We start from the raw sequence: 17202 nt of genomic DNA, 5'->3' as shown, positions 1-17202 counted from the left end.
GGCCTCCGGGCTACTTGAGCTCGCTCATGTCCAGCACGTCGCAGTTGGTGTAGGTGCGCTCACCGATGCACAGCGCGCCCAGTCGCTCCGCCAGCTTGGTCGTCTCGGAGTCGTCGCTGTTGCGCATGGCCTCGTCGTGTGACTCGAACTCGATCAGGGCGAGGTAGCGGCGAGGATTGTCGCGGTCCTTCAGGAGCATGCGATGTGTGGGGCCACCACCCTTGTCCGCGTTGCGCTGGGCGAACTCCTGGAGCTGCTGCTCCATTTCCTCAAGGCGCTCGGTCTCGAAGTCGATGATCTGCACGAACTTCATGGGGTGCCTCCACCCGTACGCGGCGTCCCCGGTCCGGGGAACACGCTCAAGACCAAGCAAGCACCGGGAGCGGTGCCCGGCAATTCGCCGCGCACCGCTCCCGGTGATGGTTCCTTCTACGCCCGAAACGGTCAGGCTTCGATATCGGCCTTCGGAGCGCCTTCGGTCTCCTTCTGCGCCTTCTCGACCGCCGCCTGCTTCCGAGACGCCCGCAGACTGGTGATCGTGGTCACGATGAGGACCGAGCAGATCACGCCGAGCGACACCGGGATGGAGATCTCGGGGACGTGGACCCCGGACTCGTGCAGTGCGTGCAGCACCAGCTTGACGCCGATGAAGCCGAGGATGATCGACAGGCCGTAGCTGAGATGGACCAGCTTCCTCAGCAGGCCGCCGATGAGGAAGTACAGCTGCCTCAGACCCATCAGCGCGAAGGCGTTGGCCGTGAAGACGATGTACGGGTCCTGGGTCAGACCGAAGATCGCGGGGATCGAGTCGAGCGCGAACAGCACGTCCGTGGAGCCGATGGCGAGCATCACGACCAGCATCGGGGTCATGACCCGCTTGCCGTTCTGCTGGATCCACAGCTTGGTGCCGTGGTAGCGGTCGGCCACACCGAAGCGGCGCTCGGCGGCCTTGAGGAGCTTGTTCTCCTCGAACTCCTCGTCCTCCTCGTCGGACCGTGCCTCCTGGATCAGCTTCCAGGCGGTCCAGATCAGGAAGGCGCCGAAGATGTAGAACACCCAGGCGAAGTTGGCGATGACGGCGGCGCCCGCGGCGATGAATATCGCGCGCAGTACCAGGGCTATGAGCACGCCGACGAGCAGCACTCGCTGCTGGTACTGCGAGGGCACCGAGAACTTCGCCATGATCAGGACGAAGACGAAGAGGTTGTCGACGCTCAGCGACTTCTCGGTGATGAACCCGGCGAAGAACTCACCGGCAGGCTGCCCGCCGCCGAAGACGAGCAGGCCGAGGCCGAAGAGGCCGGCCAGGACGATCCAGACAACCGTCCAGATACCGGCTTCCTTGATGGATACGTCGTGCGGCTTGCGACCGATGAAGAAGTCGACCGCGATCAGGGCGGCAAGCCCCAAGATGGTCAGGACCCACAGGGTCAGGGAAACATCCACTGCGCCTCCGGCAGTACGTAACGGCAAATGTCAGCGTCGTCGCTGCCGGAGGTCTCTTCCACCCAAGTGGGCCGACGCCCCGGGATCTGGCCTGATCCGTATTGACGGGAACGCCGCAGTAGACAGGGAGTACTCCCCTCCGTACGGAAAACAGTACCCCAATCACCAAGGAAAGGTAAAGTGATTGGCAAAAGAAAGGACAAATTACCTGGTCAGCGTCCCTTTACCTCTGCTTGGTGCGAGCGATGGCGACCTGGGTGAGCACCTGCTGAAGCACCTGACTGCCGTGCGGCACCAGGCACGGCTCGTACGTCCACGCATGGCCGACCCACGGGTCGGCGAGATGGTCGTCGGGTACCGGGGTGAGTCGCATCAGCGAACGCCACAGAGGGTCGAGCAACGGGCCGTAAGCGGCGGCCTCCTCGCGGTCCGCGACCATCATCAGGTGAACGCCGACGGCCGGGCCCTCGTCCGCCAGGTAGCGCAGCTGGGTCACGGCCCGGTCGTCGAAGCCGTGCGGGAAGTCGTTGACGATGAGCAGCTGCTCGGAGGTGTCCAGGCCGGGCGGTAGCGAGTCGGCCGCGCCGGCGCGCACCGCCATCTGCACCAGGTCGACGCGCTGGGTGAGCCGGGCGAGGACGTCCGACACACCGGCCGCCCCGATGGCGGGCGGGGCCGCGAGCACGCCGGTCTGCACCAGTGGTGCGAGCGCCTGTGCCCCCGAACCGGCGGGGTCGATGACGTGCACCGTGAACTCACCCGCCGGATAGACGGCGAGCAGCCGGGCCGCGTGCGCCACCGCCGTCTCCATGGCCAGCAGCCGCAAGTCGTGCGAGTCGGTGAACGCGCCGTCGAGCGATCCGGCACGCCCGCTGTCGATCCACAGACCCCGCTCCAGCGGCAGCCGAACCAGCATGGGTATGCGGAGCTGGGCGCACTCCGGCAGATGGAGGTCGCCCAGGCGCAAGGCCATGGGGATCTCCATCGGCACCCGGTAGGCGTGCCACGCGGGGTTGTCCCAGCGGGCGAACGCCGCAGGCAGCGCCGGCTCGACGACTTCGGCTTCCGCGGTGAGCTGGGCGAGGTCCCGGTCGAGTGCCGACCTGGCCTGATCGACGAGTTGGGTGTACTTGTCCCGGGCGCTCTCGCGGGCGGCGTCGCCCTGTCCCCCGATCCGACTGCGCGGGTCGGACAAGACCTGGTCGAGCTCCTTCTCCATCCGCGAGTCGGCGAAGTCGACGGCGCTGCGGTAGGCGGCCATGGTGCGGGCCAAGTCCTCGAACATGCCCCACACCTGGTTGTAGAGCCGCTCCTCCATGGACCAGCCGGTCGCGTCACCCGCGACGGGCCGTGCGGGCTGCCCCGGCTGGGCCGGGGGTGCGGTCGGCGGGGGCGGCGGCGGAGCGGCGTTCTGCCGGCGTGGGTGGCTGTAATCGATCGGGCCGTCGGAGCCGGGCGCGGACGGCTGAGTGACAGCCGCTGGGTCCGCCTGCCCGGAGGGGTAGCCCTGCCGGGGCTCCGGGGCGCCCTGAGCGCTGTACGGAGAGCCGGTCTGGTCCGGGCCGAGCGCCGGTGCGGCCGCCTGCCGGGAGCGGTCGCCGTCTGGGGTGCGCGGGGCCTGAACCGAGCGGGCCAGGCCCTGGGCCACCGCCTCGTTGATACCGCCGGCGAGTTGGTGGGCCTGGGGCAGGCCCTGGTCGGCGAGGAGCTCGGCGAGGCCGCCGGTGTACCCCTGGCCGACGGCACGCACTTTCCAGGCGCCCTGCCTGCGGTAGAGCTCCAGGGCGACGACGGCCGACTCGGCCTCCAGGCCGGTGATGGTGTAGCTGGCGATCTCGGTGCCGTCGAGACCGGTGACCGCGACGAAGGGGGCGGCGACGGCGCCGAACCGGACGGGACCGCCCGCCCCAGAGGGCAGGGCGAGCAGCACGCTGACGCGGTGCACGGCCTCCGGCATGGCGCCGAGGTCCACGGCGAGGCGATGGTCTGCGGCCGCCTGCCGGGAGACCTCCAGGCCCGGCAGCGTGGGTGTGCCCGGGTGGGCCACCCACTCGACGCCGTGCACCTTGCCGTGCTCGTCGCTGAGCGTGGCTACGGCCACGATCGGCTTGCCGGCCGAGACCCGGATCTCGAGGCGGGCCTGGGAGAGCGGGTGGTTCTGCCCCCGCACCAGCTCGGCCGTCATCCCTTCGTCCCCCTGTGCTTCGTCGTGTGCCGCTCGCCGGGCGGCCTTACAGGTGCGGCAGGATCGCCGGCATCAGGTCCTGGAAGGTGCGGCCGTTGGTCGGCGTGCCGAGGGCCGTCATCGACCAGCCGGGGCCCGTGCGGTGCACCTTCGCCATGATCTGCGCGGTGTAGGCGCCGCCGCCCGCGAGCGTGTAGCGGGCGAGCTCCTGGCCGTTGGTCTCGTCGACCAAGCGGCAGAACGCGTTCTGTACTTCCTGGAAGGTCTGGCCCGTGAAGGAGTTCACGGTGAAGACGATCTGGTCGATGTGGACCGGGATGCGCGCCAGGTCGACGAGGATCGCCTCGTCGTCGCCACCCTGGCCGACGCCGCCGACCAGGTTGTCACCGGTGTGCCGCACCGAGCCGTCGTCACTCACCAGGTGGCGGAAGAAGACGACGTCGACCGGCTGCTTGTCCGCGAACAGCACGGCGGAGGCGTCGAGGTCGACCTCCCGGGTGCGCGAGCCGAACAGGCCGCGCCGGGGAGCCGCCTGCCAGCCGAGACCCATGCGCACCGCGGTCAGGCTGCCGCCGTCGTTCTTCTGCAGACTGATGGCCTGACCCTTGGTCATGTTGACGGTCACGCGCTGATTCCCCTCTCGAGCTGTCCCCTGTTGCCGCGGAGTCCGCGGATGACCTGAACCCTACGCAGGGCCACTGACAGTGACGTACCCCGGTCCGCACTTTGTGTCGGTCTTGCAACACACCGCATTCGACCCGAGGTCACCGGGGCGCCAGTCCCTGGTGGTGGACCGGCGCCCGCGGGCCCTCATGACAGGCCTGCCTCCTGCATCTGGCGCAGTTCCTTCTTCATTTCGGAGACCTCGTCGCGCAGCCGGGCCGCGATCTCGAACTGAAGGTCCGAGGCGGCGGCGCGCATGCGCTCGGTCATCTCCTCGATCTGCCCGGCGAGCTCGGCCGCGGGACGGTCGGTCGGCACCGTCTCCTTGCCCTTGGCGGATTTGCCGCCCTTGGCCGCCTTGCCGCCGAGCGAGGGTACGGGGGCCTTGGCACCCTTGCCGTCCTTCATCTTGCGGTAGCCCGAGCCGAGCAGCTGCTCCGTGTCGACGTCTTCGCGGGCGATCTGCGCGACGATGTCATTGATCTTCTTGCGGAGCGGCTGGGGGTCGACGCCGTTCGCCTTGTTGTAAGCGACCTGCTTCTCGCGGCGGCGGTTGGTCTCGTCGATGGCCTTCTCCATCGCCGGGGTGATCTTGTCGGCGTACATGTGGACCTGCCCGGACACATTGCGCGCCGCGCGGCCGATGGTCTGGATCAGGGACGTGCCGGAGCGCAGGAAGCCTTCCTTGTCGGCGTCAAGGATCGCCACGAGTGAGACCTCGGGCAGGTCGAGGCCCTCCCTCAGGAGGTTGATGCCGACCAGGACGTCGTACTCACCGGCGCGCAGTTCGCGCAGCAGCTCGACGCGGCGCAGGGTGTCGACGTCGCTGTGCAGATAGCGCACCTGGATGCCCAGTTCCAGGAAGTAGGCGGTGAGGTCCTCGGCCATCTTCTTGGTGAGCGTGGTGACCAGGATCCGTTCGTCCTTCTCGGTGCGCTTGCGGATCTCGTGCACCAGGTCGTCGATCTGGCCCTCGGTGGGCTTGACGACGACCTCCGGGTCGACGAGGCCGGTGGGGCGGATGATCTGCTCGACCTGGCGGTCGGAGCGGGAGAGTTCGTACTGCCCTGGGGTCGCCGAGAGATAGACGGTCTGGCCGATGCGCTCCTGGAACTCCTCCCACTTCAGGGGCCGGTTGTCGAGCGCGGAGGGCAGCCGGAAGCCGTGGTCGACAAGGGTCCGCTTACGGGAGGCGTCGCCCTCGTACATCGCGCCGATCTGGGGCACGGTGACGTGCGACTCGTCGATGACGAGCAGGAAGTCGTCCGGGAAGTAGTCCAGCAGGGTGTTCGGCGGGGAGCCGGGCAGGCGGCCGTCGAAGTGCATCGAGTAGTTCTCCACGCCGGAGCAGGAGCCGATCTGGCGGAGCATCTCGAGGTCGTACGTGGTGCGCATTCTCAGGCGCTGCGCCTCCAGGAGCTTGCCCTGCTTCTCCATCTCGGCCAGGCGCTCCCCGAGTTCCTTCTCGATGTCGTTGACGGCCCGCTCCATGCGCTCGGGTCCCGCGACGTAGTGGGAGGCCGGGAAGACATACAGCTGGTCGTCGTCGCTGATGATCTCGCCGGTGAGCGGGTGGAGCGTGGACAGTGCCTCGATCTCGTCGCCGAACATCTCGATGCGGACGGCCAACTCCTCGTAGACCGGGAAGATCTCGATGGTGTCGCCGCGGACGCGGAAGGTGCCGCGGGTGAAGGCCATGTCGTTGCGCGTGTACTGGATGTCCACGAAGCGGCGCAGCAGCTGGTCGCGGTCGAACTCCTCGCCGACTTTGAGGGGGACCATGCGGTCCACGTACTCCTGCGGAGTACCGAGGCCGTAGATGCAGGAGACGGAGGCGACCACGATGACGTCGCGGCGGGTGAGCAGCGAGTTGGTGGCGGAGTGGCGCAGCCGCTCGACCTCCTCGTTGATGGAGGAGTCCTTCTCGATGTAGGTGTCCGACTGCGGGACGTAGGCCTCGGGCTGGTAGTAGTCGTAGTACGAGACGAAGTATTCGACTGCGTTGTTCGGCAGGAGCTCCCGGAACTCGTTGGCCAGCTGGGCGGCCAACGTCTTGTTCGGGGCCATCACCAGGGTGGGCCGCTGAAGCTTCTCGATCATCCACGCGGTGGTGGCGGACTTGCCGGTGCCGGTCGCGCCGAGGAGGACGACGTCCTTCTCACCGGCCTCGATGCGCCGGGCTAGCTCGGCGATGGCCTGCGGCTGGTCACCGCTGGGCTGGTAGGGGCTGACGACCTCGAAGGGCGCCACCGTGCGTTCGATGCTGGAAACGGGCCGCATGGAATCCACCGTACGACCCCCCACTGACAACGCGGCCCGATCACCTGTTCTGCGGGGTGCGGGAGCCCCGGTCGCCCACCTTGCGGCGGGCGCGGATCACGGGGCGGCGGGTGGTGTGCGCGACGGCGGAGTGGGCCGGGATACCGGGCTTGTTCTCGACAGGGACCCTGGCGGGCTTCCCCATGACCATCAGCGGGTCGAACATCACCACGACGCCCGCGAGGAGGAGGAAGGCCAGCGGGCCGACCATGATGGGCGCGATGATGCCGGCCGGCGAGTCTCCCGAGACGGGGGCGCTCATGGTGTGGACGTGCACGTTGAGGGCTGCCATGCCCGTGTAGTGCATGCCGCTGACGGCGAGTCCCATGACGAGGCTCGCACCCACGCTCCACATGAAGCCTCTGACCTGCCCGGCCGCCCACAGGGCGGCGGTGGCCGCGGCCACCGCTATGACGACGGACGCGGCGACGGTGACGGTGTTGTACTCCAGGTTTCCGTTGAGGCGCATTCCGGCCATGCCCAGATAGTGCATGGAGGCGATGCCCAGGCCGGTGATGGTGCCCCCGGTGAACAGAGCCGTTCCGCGCGCGCCCTTGTAGCCGACCATGAAGATCCCGATGCCCACCATCACGATCGCGACGCCCAGGCTGGCGAACGTCATCGCCATGTCGTAACGGATCGGCGCGCCCACGACAGTGAAGCCCATCATCGCGACGAAGTGCATGGTCCATATGCCGGAGCCGATCGCCGCCGAGCCCAGGGCAAGCCATCCCGGTCTCCAGGACTTCGAGACCAGCATGGACCGTGTGGTGCAGCGCAGACCGAGTGCACCGCCGAGGCAGGCCATCAGGTAGGCCACCAGCGGTGTGACGAGTCCGTAGCTGAATCCGTCGACCGTGCCCTGCATGCGCGGCTGCCCTCCACCCTCTTACGTCCCGGACCTACATGAAACAAGCCCCCCCTCCCAGGACCACCGACGAGCGGTCAAGGTTGTGGCAGAGAGTATGTCTCCCCCCGGAACGGTCGAACGATTATCCGGCAAAGAAACACGCCCTTGCCGCACTTGTGCGGCACCAGTGAGCGGGGCCGAGCAACTTCATTCAACCTGTGGCCATTCTGCACCCCTCCGCTGTTGACCCTCCGCTGCCACAGTCGACCTGTCTGTGATCCCTCGACGCGAGGAGTACGCATGCACGCGCGCGCAGTTGCCACCGCGACCACCGCGCTGGTCCTGGGCACCGCCGCCCTCCTGCTCCCCACCCCCGGTGCGCGGGCCGACCAAGCCGCTGAACGGCCCACGGTCATCGCCCACCGGGGCGCCTCCGCCTACGCCCCCGAGAACACCCTGGCCGCGATCGACAAGGCGGCCGAACTGGGCATCGACTGGGTCGAGAACGACGTCCAGCGCACCAAGGACGGCGAGTTGGTCGTCCTGCACGACGACAGTCTGGCGCGCACGACCGACGTCGAGGAGGTCTTTCCCGGCCGGGCTCCCTGGAAGGTCAAGGACTTCACCGCGGCGGAGATCGCACGTCTCGACGCGGGCAGCTGGTTCGGCCCCGCATACGCGGGCGCGCGCGTGCCGACGCTGGAACAGTACGCACAGCGTGTCGAGCACCACCATCAGAAGCTGCTCCTGGAGATCAAGAACCCCGGGCTGTACCCCGGCATAGAGCAGCAGACCCTCAAGGTCCTCAGCAACGAGGGCTGGCTGGACCGGCAGCACCTCACGGGGCGGCTGATCGTCCAGAGCTTCAGTGCGGACAGCGTGCGGACCGTCCATGGGCTGAAGCCGGGAGTCAAGACCGGCTTTCTCGGTACGCCCTCCGTGACGGACCTGCCGGAGTACGCGCGCTTCGCCGACCAGATCAACCCTTCCTACAGCACCGTTTCGACGGGTTATGTCTCCACCGTCCACACCTTCACCGGGCCGCACGGCCGGCCCCTGGAGGTCTTCACATGGACGGTCGACGACGCGGAGACCGCGCGACGGGTCGCGGGGTTCGGAGTCGACGGCATCATCACCAACAAGCCCGACGTGGTGCGGGACGCGGTCGCGGGGTCCTGAGTACCGCGCTGCCCGGGCGTTGTCAGTGGCGGGCCGTACGGTGGGGCGCATGGACAGCCATGGGCAGTACGAGCAGCAGGCCGTGTGGACCGTGGTCGGCACCGACATCGGTCCGCTGCTGCTGGCCGCGACCCGCGACGGCCTGGTGAACGTCGTGTTCCACGCCACGGAGGCGGTGCGCGACAAGGCCCTCGACCGGCTCGGGTCCCGGCTGGGCAGCGAGCCCGTCGAGGCACCGGACTCCCCCTTGCTGACCGAGGTGATACGTCAGGTCGAGGCGTACTTCGCGGGTGAGCGGCGCGCCTTCGAGCTGCCGCTGGACTGGTCGCTGATCTCGGGGTTCAACCGACAGGTGCTGCGCGAGCTGGCCTCCGGCGTGCCGTACGGCTCGGTCGTCGGCTACGGCGATCTGGCCGGGCGGGTCGGTCAGCCCGGCGCCGCCCAGGCGGTCGGGCTGGCGATGGGCGCCAATCCCCTGCCGGTCGTCGTGCCCTGCCACCGGGTCGTGGAGAGCGACGGCGGCATCGGAGGGTTCGGAGGTGGCCTGGAGACCAAGCGGAAGCTGCTGGCGCTGGAGGGAGTGCTGCCCGAGCCGCTGTTCTGAGGGTCCGGGCAGGTAGCCGTTTCCAAGGGGTCGAGGCGAAGGCGTCGAGTCCGCTGCTGCGGTCCCGCGCGAAGGCTGGCCGGAAGGCTGAGCCAGTAGCAGACTCGAACATGCGCACAGCCACTGGCATCCGAGAAGCTCGGAGCCGAAGGGACGGCGATCACGCATGAGCGGAAACAGGGCAGTCGCGTATCTCAAGCCGGGCGCGGTGGAAGTCAGGACCATCGATTACCCGACGCTTGAACTCCAGGACGGGCCGGGGGTCGCACCCGAGAACGTCGGCCGCAAGTGCCGGCACGGAGTGATCCTCAAGGTGCTCGCCAGCAACATCTGCGGAAGCGACCAGCACATGGTGCGCGGGCGGACGACCGCGCCCGAAGGGCTGGTCCTCGGACACGAAATCACCGGCGAAGTCGTCGAACGGGGTCCGGACGTCGAATACATCGACGTCGGCGACATCGTCTCCGTACCGTTCAACATCGCCTGCGGGCGGTGCCGCAACTGCAAGGAAGGCAAAACGGGCATCTGTCTGAACGTCAACCCGGCCCGCCCCGGTGCCGCCTACGGCTATGTCGACATGGGCGGCTGGGTCGGCGGGCAGGCCGAGTACGCGATGGTCCCGTACGCGGACTTCAACCTGTTGAAGTTCCCGGACCGGGACCAGGCACGCGCAAAGCTGCTCGACCTGACCATGCTGTCGGACATCTTCCCGACCGGCTTCCACGGCGCCGTGAGCGCGGGCGCCGGGGTCGGATCGACGGTGTACGTCGCCGGGGCGGGCCCGGTCGGGCTGGCGGCGGCCGCGTCGGCACAGCTGCTGGGTGCCGCCGTGGTCATCGTGGGCGATCTCAATGCCGAGCGTCTCGCCCAGGCGAGGAGCTTCGGCTGCGAGACCGTCGACGTCTCGCGCGGCAGCGTGGACGAACAGATCACGCAGATCCTCGGAGAGCCCGAGGTGGACGTCGCGGTAGACGCGGTCGGCTTTGAAGCCCGGGCCCACGGTCCGGATGCCCCTGAGGCGCCGGCGACGGTCCTCAACTCGCTGATGGGCATCACGCGCGCAGGCGGTGCCCTGGGCATTCCCGGGTTGTACGTCACGGACGACCCGGGCGGAGTCGACGAGGACGCGAGGTCCGGCACGCTGAAGGTACGGCTCGGCCTCGGCTGGGCCAAGAGCCACCGGTTCACGACCGGGCAGTGCCCGGTGATGAAGTACCACCGGAGCCTGATGATGGCGATCCTGCACGAGCGTGTGCACATCGCCAAGGCCGTCAACGCGACCGTCATCGGTATTGAGGACGCACCGCGCGGCTACGCCGAGTTCGACCAGGGCGCAAGCCGCAAGTACGTGCTCGATCCGCACGGGGCGCTGAAGGACGTACGACCGGTCTGAGCGTCCGGCAAGGGGTGCCCACGCACGCGTGGGCACCCCTTTTGCGGTCCTAGTCGTAGTGGCGGGCCTCGAAGACGTTCCCGTCCGGGTCGCGGAAGTAGAAGCTGCGCTTCGCCAGGCCGCGGGCGCCGAAGGAGTCGTACGAGATGTCCGACACGGGAACGGCGCGTTCTTCCAGACGGCCGCGGAGGGCGTCGAAGTCGTCCGTGGACAGGGCGACGCAGACGTGGTTGACCGGATGTCCGGCGCTGTCCGCAGCGCCGGGGAGCATCTTCATGCGTTCCGCCATGGTCTGCGGCATCAGGTCGAGGATGGTCTCCTCGTTGAGGCGTACGGAGGGAAAGGGCACCTGGCCGGTGGCGAAGTCGGTGAGCCTCAGGGGCTCCATGCCGAGGGTCTTCTCGTAGAAGTCGGCCGAACCGATCGGGTCGTTCACCCAGAGGACGACATGGTCGAGACGTGTGGTGTTGTCCGTCATGCACCCAGGCTGGTGTCGTCCCCCACAGGCCGCAAGGGTTTGACCGGGTGTGCCGCCCGCCAGAGATGAGGGAAGACCGAACGACAGGAGGCAGGCGCGTGGTGCTGACGGTGTCCGAGGAAGTGCGCGAGGCGATCGACGCGCGTCGACCGGTGGTGGCCCTGGAGTCCACGATCATCGCGCACGGGCTGCCGCGCCCACGCAATCTACAGGTGGCGCTGGAGCTGGAGGACGTCGTACGGCAGCAGGGGGCCGTACCGGCGACGATCGCCGTGCTGGACGGGCGGCCCCATGTCGGCCTGGACAAGGAGCAGCTGGAGCGGGTCGCCAACGAGGACGGAATCCGCAAGCTCGGCCATCGCGACCTGCCGCTCGCCGTGGCGGCGGAGGCGAGTGGCGCGACCACGGTGTCGGCGACGGCGCTGCTGGCGGCCCTGGCCGGTGTCCGCGTGTTCGCGACGGGGGGTCTGGGCGGAGTGCACCGGGAGTGGACGGCGACGCAGGACGAGTCGGCCGACCTGGGGCTGCTGGCGCGGACGCGGATCACCGTGGTGTGTGCGGGCGTGAAGTCGATCCTGGACGTGCCGGCGACGCTGCAACGGCTGGAGACGCTGGGCGTCGCCGTGGCGGGGTACGGCACGGACCGCTTTCCCGGCTTCTATCTGTCCGACTCGGGGCATCCGGTGGACTGGGCGCTTCGGACGCCGGAGCAGGTGGCGGACGTCATGCGAGCGCAGGACGCGCTCGACGGGCCCGCGTCGTCGCTGATCGTCGCCAATCCGGTGCCCGAGGACGAGCAGCTGGATCCCGAGCTGCACGCGCGCGTGCTGGCCGACGCGCTGCACGCGTGCGAGGAGGAGGGGGTCAGCGGTCAGGCGGTCACGCCGTTCCTGCTCGACTACCTGGTGCGGCACACGGACGGTGCCTCGCTGCGCGCCAATCTGGCGGCGGTACGCGGCAACGTACGGCTGGCGGCGCGGATCGCGGCGGCCTGGGCCGGGGCGTGACCGCGCGGGCGCACGGCGCGCTACTGGTCGTCGGGGATGTCGTCACGGATGTTGTCGCCCGCCACCAGGGGCCGCTCGCCTCCGGTACGGACACGACCGCGACGATCCGGACGGTGCCGGGCGGCGCGGGCGCCAATGTGGCTTGTTGGGCAGCTCATTGGGGCTGTCCTGAGGTGCGGCTGCTCGGTCGGGTGGGTGCGGACGCGAGCGCGTGGCACGAAGAGGAGCTGGTCGGCTGCGGCGTACGGCCCCACCTCGTCATTGACCCGCAGGCCCCGACCGGAACGGTGATCTGCCTGGTCGACACGGATGCCGCGGCCGAGCGGACGTTCCTCACCGACAGCGGAGCATCGTTGCGGCTTGAGCCCCGGGACTGGTCGGAGGCGCTGCTGGACGGCGTCGCATGGCTGCATCTGTCGGGCTACCTGCTGTTCTCCGAACCGAGCCGGGCGCTGGTGAAGGTGGCCCTGGAGACGGCTCGCGCGCGTGGCGTGCCGGTGAGCCTGGATCCGGCGTCCGCCGGATTTCTTGTGAACCTGGGCGTCGACCGGTTCCTGGCGCTGGTGGAGGGTGTGGACGTCCTGCTGCCCAGTCGGGACGAGGCGTGCCTCCTCACGGGGCTGCCCGAAGTGGCGGACGCGGCGGCCAAACTGAGCCGTCAAGTCCCACTGGTGATCGCCAAGCAAGGTGCGGAGGGCGCACTGGTGGCCCGGTCCGGCTCCGTGCTCGCCCACGTCCCCGCCGCGTCGGCCACACCGAGGGACACCACGGGAGCGGGAGACGCCTTCACAGGCGCCTTCCTCGCGACGCTGCTCACGGGCGCCGAGCCCGAAGACGCGGCGGCGGCAGGGTGCCGGGCGGGTGCGCTGGCGGTCGAACGGGTGGGTGGCAGACCGCCGGTGCGCGACTGACGACGGGCCACCTTCCCTTGTCATGGCTCCTGCTGCCCCGCTGCCAGTCCTACGCCCTGCGCCCCCACGCAGAGATCATCGGGGCCGTGGTCAGATCCATGGTGCCGGAGCCCACGTTCGCCAGGTGGCGGTCGATGTCGGCGTCCGTGGCGAGGCCCGCGGTGACGAGCTGGTCGCGGATCTGACGGATCGTCGCGGACTCCAGGGCGGCACAGGCGGGCGAGGCGACCGGGAAGTACGCATCGGCCTCGACGCGGCGCAGGCCGGCCTCGCGCAGCAGGCGCGGGAGCCTGCGGCCGTAGGCGAGGTCGGCGCCACGGTCGGCGAGCAGCTGACGGAAGCCGCCCCGCAGCCGGTTCGCCAGCTGCTGGTCGGGGCCGTACTCGTCGGGGCACGTCAAGGGCTGCAGGGCCGGGTCGGCGTCCTCGATCAGCAGCCGTCCGCCGGGGCGCAGGGCCCTGACCATCGAGTCCAACGCCCGTTCCCGGTCCGGCACATGGACGAGGACGAGCCGGGCGTGCACCAGGTCGAACCCCTCCCCCGGTGGCTCGTGGGCGCCCACGTCGTGGACGCGGACCTCTACCGGCGGCCGGGCGGCCGGGGCGAGCCGCGAGGTGTCGATGTCGGTCGCGACGACCTTTCCGGTCGGACCGGCCTTCTTCGCCAGCCAGGACACCACGGAGGTGCCACCGGCGCCGACCTCCCAGCAGCGCCAGCCAGGTCCGACGCCGAACCCCTCGAGATGCCGGAACGTCGTGGGGTCGAAGAGGGTGGCGAAGGCGTCGAAGCGCTCTGCCGCCTCGGTCTGCCGGTTGTCGAGAAGATATCCATCGCTTCGTGTCATGCCGCGATCATCCCATTTGTTCCACTTGCCCGGACCGGTCGACGCTCCGGTGCGACGATCAGTTCAGAGACGGCCGTGGTCCATCTTCTCCACCGCGTCGCGGGCGACGCCAACCCTTGTCCACAGCCGGGAACAAAGCGGAATTCGCTGTTCCCACAGGCCCGCCCGCCGATCCGACGGAACTGGCAAACTGGCCGCCAGGGCGCAGAAATGCGGCACGGAGATCCACGCAAGGAGATCCAGATGGCGATGGCAGGGAATCTGCGGAAGGTCACGGGCCTCGGCAGGGTCGGCGGTCTCCGCAGAGTGGCACGGCTGGCCCGGCGGCGCCCGCGCGTCGACCTGAGCCATCCTGCCCGGTCTCCGCTGGGCTCCTCGGTGGTGAACTGCGTGACCTACCGGGACGGCGCCCGGGACCTCGCGGGCGGCGATCTGGTCGACACCGTGCAGCGGGTGCGCAAGCACGGGAACGGTTTCGTCTGGCTCGGCCTCCACGAGCCGACGGACCAGGAGTTCGCGGGCATCGCGGAGCTCTTCGACCTGCATCCGCTGGCGGTCGAGGACGCGATCGAGGCTCACCAGCGCCCCAAGCTGGAGCCCTACGGCGAGACGCTGTTCGCGGTGTTCAAGACGGTCTGCTACGTCGAGCACGAGGAACTCACGGCGACGAGCGAGGTGGTGAACACCGGCGAGATCATGGTGTTCGTCGGCCGGGAATTCGTGATCACGGTGCGGCACGGACGGCACGGCTCGCTGGGCCCGCTCCGCGAGGAGCTGGAGTCCGACCCCCAGCAGCTCGCCAAGGGCCCGGCCGCGGTGCTGCACGCGATCGCGGACCATGTGGTCGACGACTATGTGAACGTCACCGACTCGGTGCAGGCGGACATCGACCAGGTCGAGACGGCGGTGTTCGCGGAGAACGGCGCGCGGGTCGACCCGGGGCGCATCTACCAGCTCAAGCGCGAACTCCTCGAACTGAAGCGTGCCGTGGCCCCGCTCGGCCGCCCGCTCGAAGACCTCGCCACCCGGCCGATACGGGTGGTCGATCCCGAGATACAGGCCTATTTCCGCGACGTCTCCGATCACTTGCTGCGTGCCAAGGAACAGATAGCCGCCTTCGACGAGTTGCTGAACTCGATCCTTCAGGCGCACCTCGCGCAGGTCACGGTCGCGCAGAACGAGGACATGCGGAAGATCACGGCGTGGGCCGCGATCGTCGCCGTACCGACGATGGTCTGCGGGGTGTACGGCATGAACTTCGATCACATGCCGGAACTGCACTGGCAGTTCGGCTACCCGCTGGTCATAGCCGTGATATCCGTCGCCTGTTTCTCGCTGTACCGCGGCTTCCGGCGCAACGGCTGGCTCTGATCGGCGTCATGGCCGACCGGGGGCCGCTCCCATCCGGCGCCGTCGTCCGGACGGGAGCGGTGTGAGTGGATCGATCGGGGTGATCGTGCGGGGTCAGCGCGTCGTGGTCCTCGCGTAGACGGACCCGGCCCAGGTGGCGATCTGGTCCTCCGTCAGGTGCTGGGCCAGGTCGGCTTCGCTGATCATGCCGACCAGGCGCTTGTTGTCGATGACGGGGAGCCGGCGGATCTGGTGCTCCTGCATCTCGTGGAGTACGTCGCTGACGTCGGCGTCCGCCGCAACCCAGCGCGGGGTGCCCTGGGCCATCTCCCCTGCGGTGACCTTGGCCGGGTCGCGACCCATGGCCACGCAGCCGACGACGATGTCGCGGTCGGTGAGGATGCCGCAGAGCCGGTCGTCCTGGTCCCCGATGGGCAGGGCTCCGACGTTGAGCTCACGCATCAGCTGGGCGGCGCGGTCGAGGGTTTCGTGGGCGGGGATCCACTGGGCACCGCGGTGCATGATGTCTCCGGCGGTGGTCATGGGCGTACCTCCCGGTGCCGGACGGCCGGCGCGGCGCAGGACGCACCGCTAGTCCCGGCGTCCCTCATTCTCGCCGTGTCGCCCGGCGGATGCACCCGGAACGTCGGGATGACGTTCGAGGGCGAGAGGCGGGCCTCGGACCGATGGCTTCAGGAGGGTCTCAGGCGGAGAAGCCCACGATCTTTCGCGGGACGACCCGGATGATCACGCGCACCTCGTCGTCCTTCTCCGCGGGCGGGTAGGTGCCGAGGTACTTGTGCGAGAGCTCGTGCGGGAGCCGCTTGTCCTCGTCGGGGAGGATCTCGGCGGTGCCGCGGATCTCGACCGAGGTGTAGGGGTTGGCGAGCTCGAAGACCGACAGGCTGATCCGGGGGTCGCGACGGAGGTTGCGCACCTTCTGACGTCCGTCGGTGGAGGAGAACAGCACGGTGTCGCCCTCGCGTTTGATCCAGACCACCGAGTTCTGCGGGGCTCCGTCGGGACCCAGGGTGGCGACGCTGGCGAAGTTCCTGCCGTCGAGGAGGGTGCGGACCGATTCGTCGAAGGAGGGGAAAGGGGAAGGCGATGCAGCCGATGCGGCTGCGGCTGCGGAATCTCCGGTGGAGGTCGTCATGACACCACCCTAATTAAATGCACACGCATACAAAAGCGGTTTGCCGAGTCAGCCGCTCCAGGCCGGATGCCGGGGGTCGTCGGCGCGCACCAGTACGTCGGCCGTGCCGGCGGGGTCGGTCTCGTCGTCGTAGCGCTCGAAGGCGGGGAGGGTCCACTGCTCGGCTTCGGGAGTACGGCGGCGTAGGGCGCCGGAGGAGAGGAGGACATGGATCGACAGGTCGAAGGGGAACCAGTGGCGCAGCAGGAGGGGGCCGTGGAGCAACAGGACGCCGCCGGGCGGGAGTTGGACGTAGGAGCTGCGGGTAGCGCGGTCGGTGACCGGGTCCCACAGGTCGGGCAGGACGCGGCCGTCGCCGGCGGGTTCGAGCGGGCCGAAGACCTCGCGCCATACGGCCGAGGTGTCGAACCAGCCGTTGTAATAGGCCTCGACGTCCCGGTGCCCGTACTCCAGGCGCACCGAGGCGGGGCGCAGGAAGCCCTCCATGCTCACGACGAGCGAGGGGCGACCGCGAATGCGCAGCGCTTCGGAGACGCGCTCGGCGAGGTCTCCCGGGCGGGCGGCAGAGGCGCCGTCGAAAGCGATGCGCGGCCACGGGCTGCCGTCGGCCGTCTTCAGGTCGAGCAACCGCTCGGCCAGGAGGTCGCCGAGCCGGTCCCAGGTGATCGCTTCGAGTCGCACACGGCCATGATGCGCCAGTTCCCGGTCAGGATACGTGGGCCTCATGGGCCCGGATGGGCAGGGAGCAGGTGCGGGAGGTGGGGTTCGCCCCTGGTGTGGGCGGCTTTCAGGAGGGGGATCAGGGGGCGGCCGCGGG

The 17202-nt window shown here is 69.1% G+C and carries 17 protein-coding genes; 6 read left to right on the top strand and 11 right to left on the bottom strand.

The annotated features are described in order from the left end of the window. Positions 1–10: 10 nt before the first annotated feature. The 6 genes from KCH87_RS20070 to KCH87_RS20045 all read right to left on the bottom strand — a co-directional run bounded on the left by KCH87_RS20070 (position 11) and on the right by KCH87_RS20045 (position 7481). Positions 11–313 carry a hypothetical protein gene (locus tag KCH87_RS20070; protein WP_210587540.1) on the bottom strand — a complete coding sequence of 101 codons (303 nt, stop codon included), beginning with the start codon at positions 311–313 and terminating at the stop codon, positions 11–13. 131 nt (positions 314–444) lie between these two features. After that, positions 445–1446: a TerC family protein gene (locus KCH87_RS20065; protein ID WP_210587539.1), complete on the bottom strand. Its 1002-nt coding sequence runs from the start codon at positions 1444–1446 to the stop codon at positions 445–447. Positions 1447–1669: 223 nt separating this feature from the next. After that, entirely contained in the window at positions 1670–3631 is a 1962-nt protein-coding gene (locus tag KCH87_RS20060) for a TerD family protein (RefSeq protein WP_210587538.1), read from the bottom strand. A 46-nt stretch (positions 3632–3677) separates the two neighbouring features. Beyond that, a complete protein-coding gene (locus KCH87_RS20055; RefSeq protein ID WP_210587537.1) occupies positions 3678–4256 on the bottom strand; it encodes a TerD family protein in 579 nt (192 codons plus the stop codon). 185 nt (positions 4257–4441) lie between these two features. Then, positions 4442–6574, bottom strand: a complete 2133-nt coding sequence (gene uvrB, locus KCH87_RS20050; RefSeq protein ID WP_210587536.1) for an excinuclease ABC subunit UvrB — start codon at positions 6572–6574, stop codon at positions 4442–4444. 40 nt (positions 6575–6614) lie between these two features. Beyond that, positions 6615–7481 (bottom strand): MHYT domain-containing protein, encoded by an 867-nt coding sequence (locus tag KCH87_RS20045; RefSeq protein ID WP_210587535.1) that lies wholly within the window; start codon positions 7479–7481, stop codon positions 6615–6617. Positions 7482–7763: 282 nt separating this feature from the next. On the opposite strand from KCH87_RS20045, the gene KCH87_RS20040 reads away from it, so the two are divergent. From KCH87_RS20040 to fdhA, 3 genes are all read left to right on the top strand, one after another. Then, complete coding sequence (locus KCH87_RS20040) at positions 7764–8642, top strand: glycerophosphodiester phosphodiesterase family protein (RefSeq protein ID WP_210587534.1); 879 nt, start codon at positions 7764–7766, stop codon at positions 8640–8642. Positions 8643–8691: 49 nt separating this feature from the next. After that, positions 8692–9246: a methylated-DNA--[protein]-cysteine S-methyltransferase gene (locus KCH87_RS20035; RefSeq protein ID WP_210587533.1), complete on the top strand. Its 555-nt coding sequence runs from the start codon at positions 8692–8694 to the stop codon at positions 9244–9246. 166 nt (positions 9247–9412) lie between these two features. Beyond that, positions 9413–10639: a formaldehyde dehydrogenase, glutathione-independent gene (gene fdhA / locus KCH87_RS20030; RefSeq protein ID WP_210587532.1), complete on the top strand. Its 1227-nt coding sequence runs from the start codon at positions 9413–9415 to the stop codon at positions 10637–10639. A gap of 49 nt (positions 10640–10688) precedes the next feature. On the opposite strand, the gene KCH87_RS20025 is transcribed toward fdhA, so the two are convergent. Further along, on the bottom strand, positions 10689–11117 hold the full coding sequence (locus KCH87_RS20025) for a VOC family protein (RefSeq protein ID WP_210587531.1): 429 nt from the start codon (positions 11115–11117) through the stop codon (positions 10689–10691). A gap of 98 nt (positions 11118–11215) precedes the next feature. On the opposite strand from KCH87_RS20025, the gene KCH87_RS20020 reads away from it, so the two are divergent. After that, positions 11216–12124 carry a pseudouridine-5'-phosphate glycosidase gene (locus KCH87_RS20020; protein ID WP_308298867.1) on the top strand — a complete coding sequence of 303 codons (909 nt, stop codon included), beginning with the start codon at positions 11216–11218 and terminating at the stop codon, positions 12122–12124. Beyond that, positions 12121–13035: a carbohydrate kinase family protein gene (locus KCH87_RS20015; RefSeq protein ID WP_210587530.1), complete on the top strand. Its 915-nt coding sequence runs from the start codon at positions 12121–12123 to the stop codon at positions 13033–13035. The genes KCH87_RS20020 and KCH87_RS20015 overlap by 4 nt, the downstream gene beginning before the upstream one ends. A gap of 49 nt (positions 13036–13084) precedes the next feature. On the opposite strand, the gene KCH87_RS20010 is transcribed toward KCH87_RS20015, so the two are convergent. Next, complete coding sequence (locus KCH87_RS20010) at positions 13085–13879, bottom strand: methyltransferase domain-containing protein (protein WP_210587529.1); 795 nt, start codon at positions 13877–13879, stop codon at positions 13085–13087. A gap of 243 nt (positions 13880–14122) precedes the next feature. Here KCH87_RS20010 and KCH87_RS20005 point away from each other — a divergent pair, with 243 nt between their 5' ends. Then, positions 14123–15250 carry a magnesium and cobalt transport protein CorA gene (locus tag KCH87_RS20005; RefSeq protein WP_210587528.1) on the top strand — a complete coding sequence of 376 codons (1128 nt, stop codon included), beginning with the start codon at positions 14123–14125 and terminating at the stop codon, positions 15248–15250. Between the two features lie 93 nt (positions 15251–15343). Here KCH87_RS20005 and KCH87_RS20000 read toward each other — a convergent pair whose 3' ends face one another. The 3 genes from KCH87_RS20000 to KCH87_RS19990 form a co-directional block, all read right to left on the bottom strand. Further along, positions 15344–15772, bottom strand: a complete 429-nt coding sequence (locus KCH87_RS20000; RefSeq protein ID WP_210587527.1) for a CBS domain-containing protein — start codon at positions 15770–15772, stop codon at positions 15344–15346. Between the two features lie 160 nt (positions 15773–15932). After that, positions 15933–16385, bottom strand: coding sequence for a PPOX class F420-dependent oxidoreductase (locus tag KCH87_RS19995; RefSeq protein ID WP_210587526.1), 453 nt, complete (start codon positions 16383–16385; stop codon positions 15933–15935). Between the two features lie 48 nt (positions 16386–16433). Further along, entirely contained in the window at positions 16434–17066 is a 633-nt protein-coding gene (locus tag KCH87_RS19990; protein WP_210587525.1) for a uridine kinase, read from the bottom strand. Positions 17067–17202: the final 136 nt, after the last annotated feature.

Origin of the sequence: Streptomyces sp. GESEQ-35 (assembly GCF_017948485.1) — a bacterium.
Taxonomy (GTDB): domain Bacteria; phylum Actinomycetota; class Actinomycetes; order Streptomycetales; family Streptomycetaceae; genus Streptomyces.
This window is presented reverse-complemented; position numbering and strand designations above follow the sequence as displayed.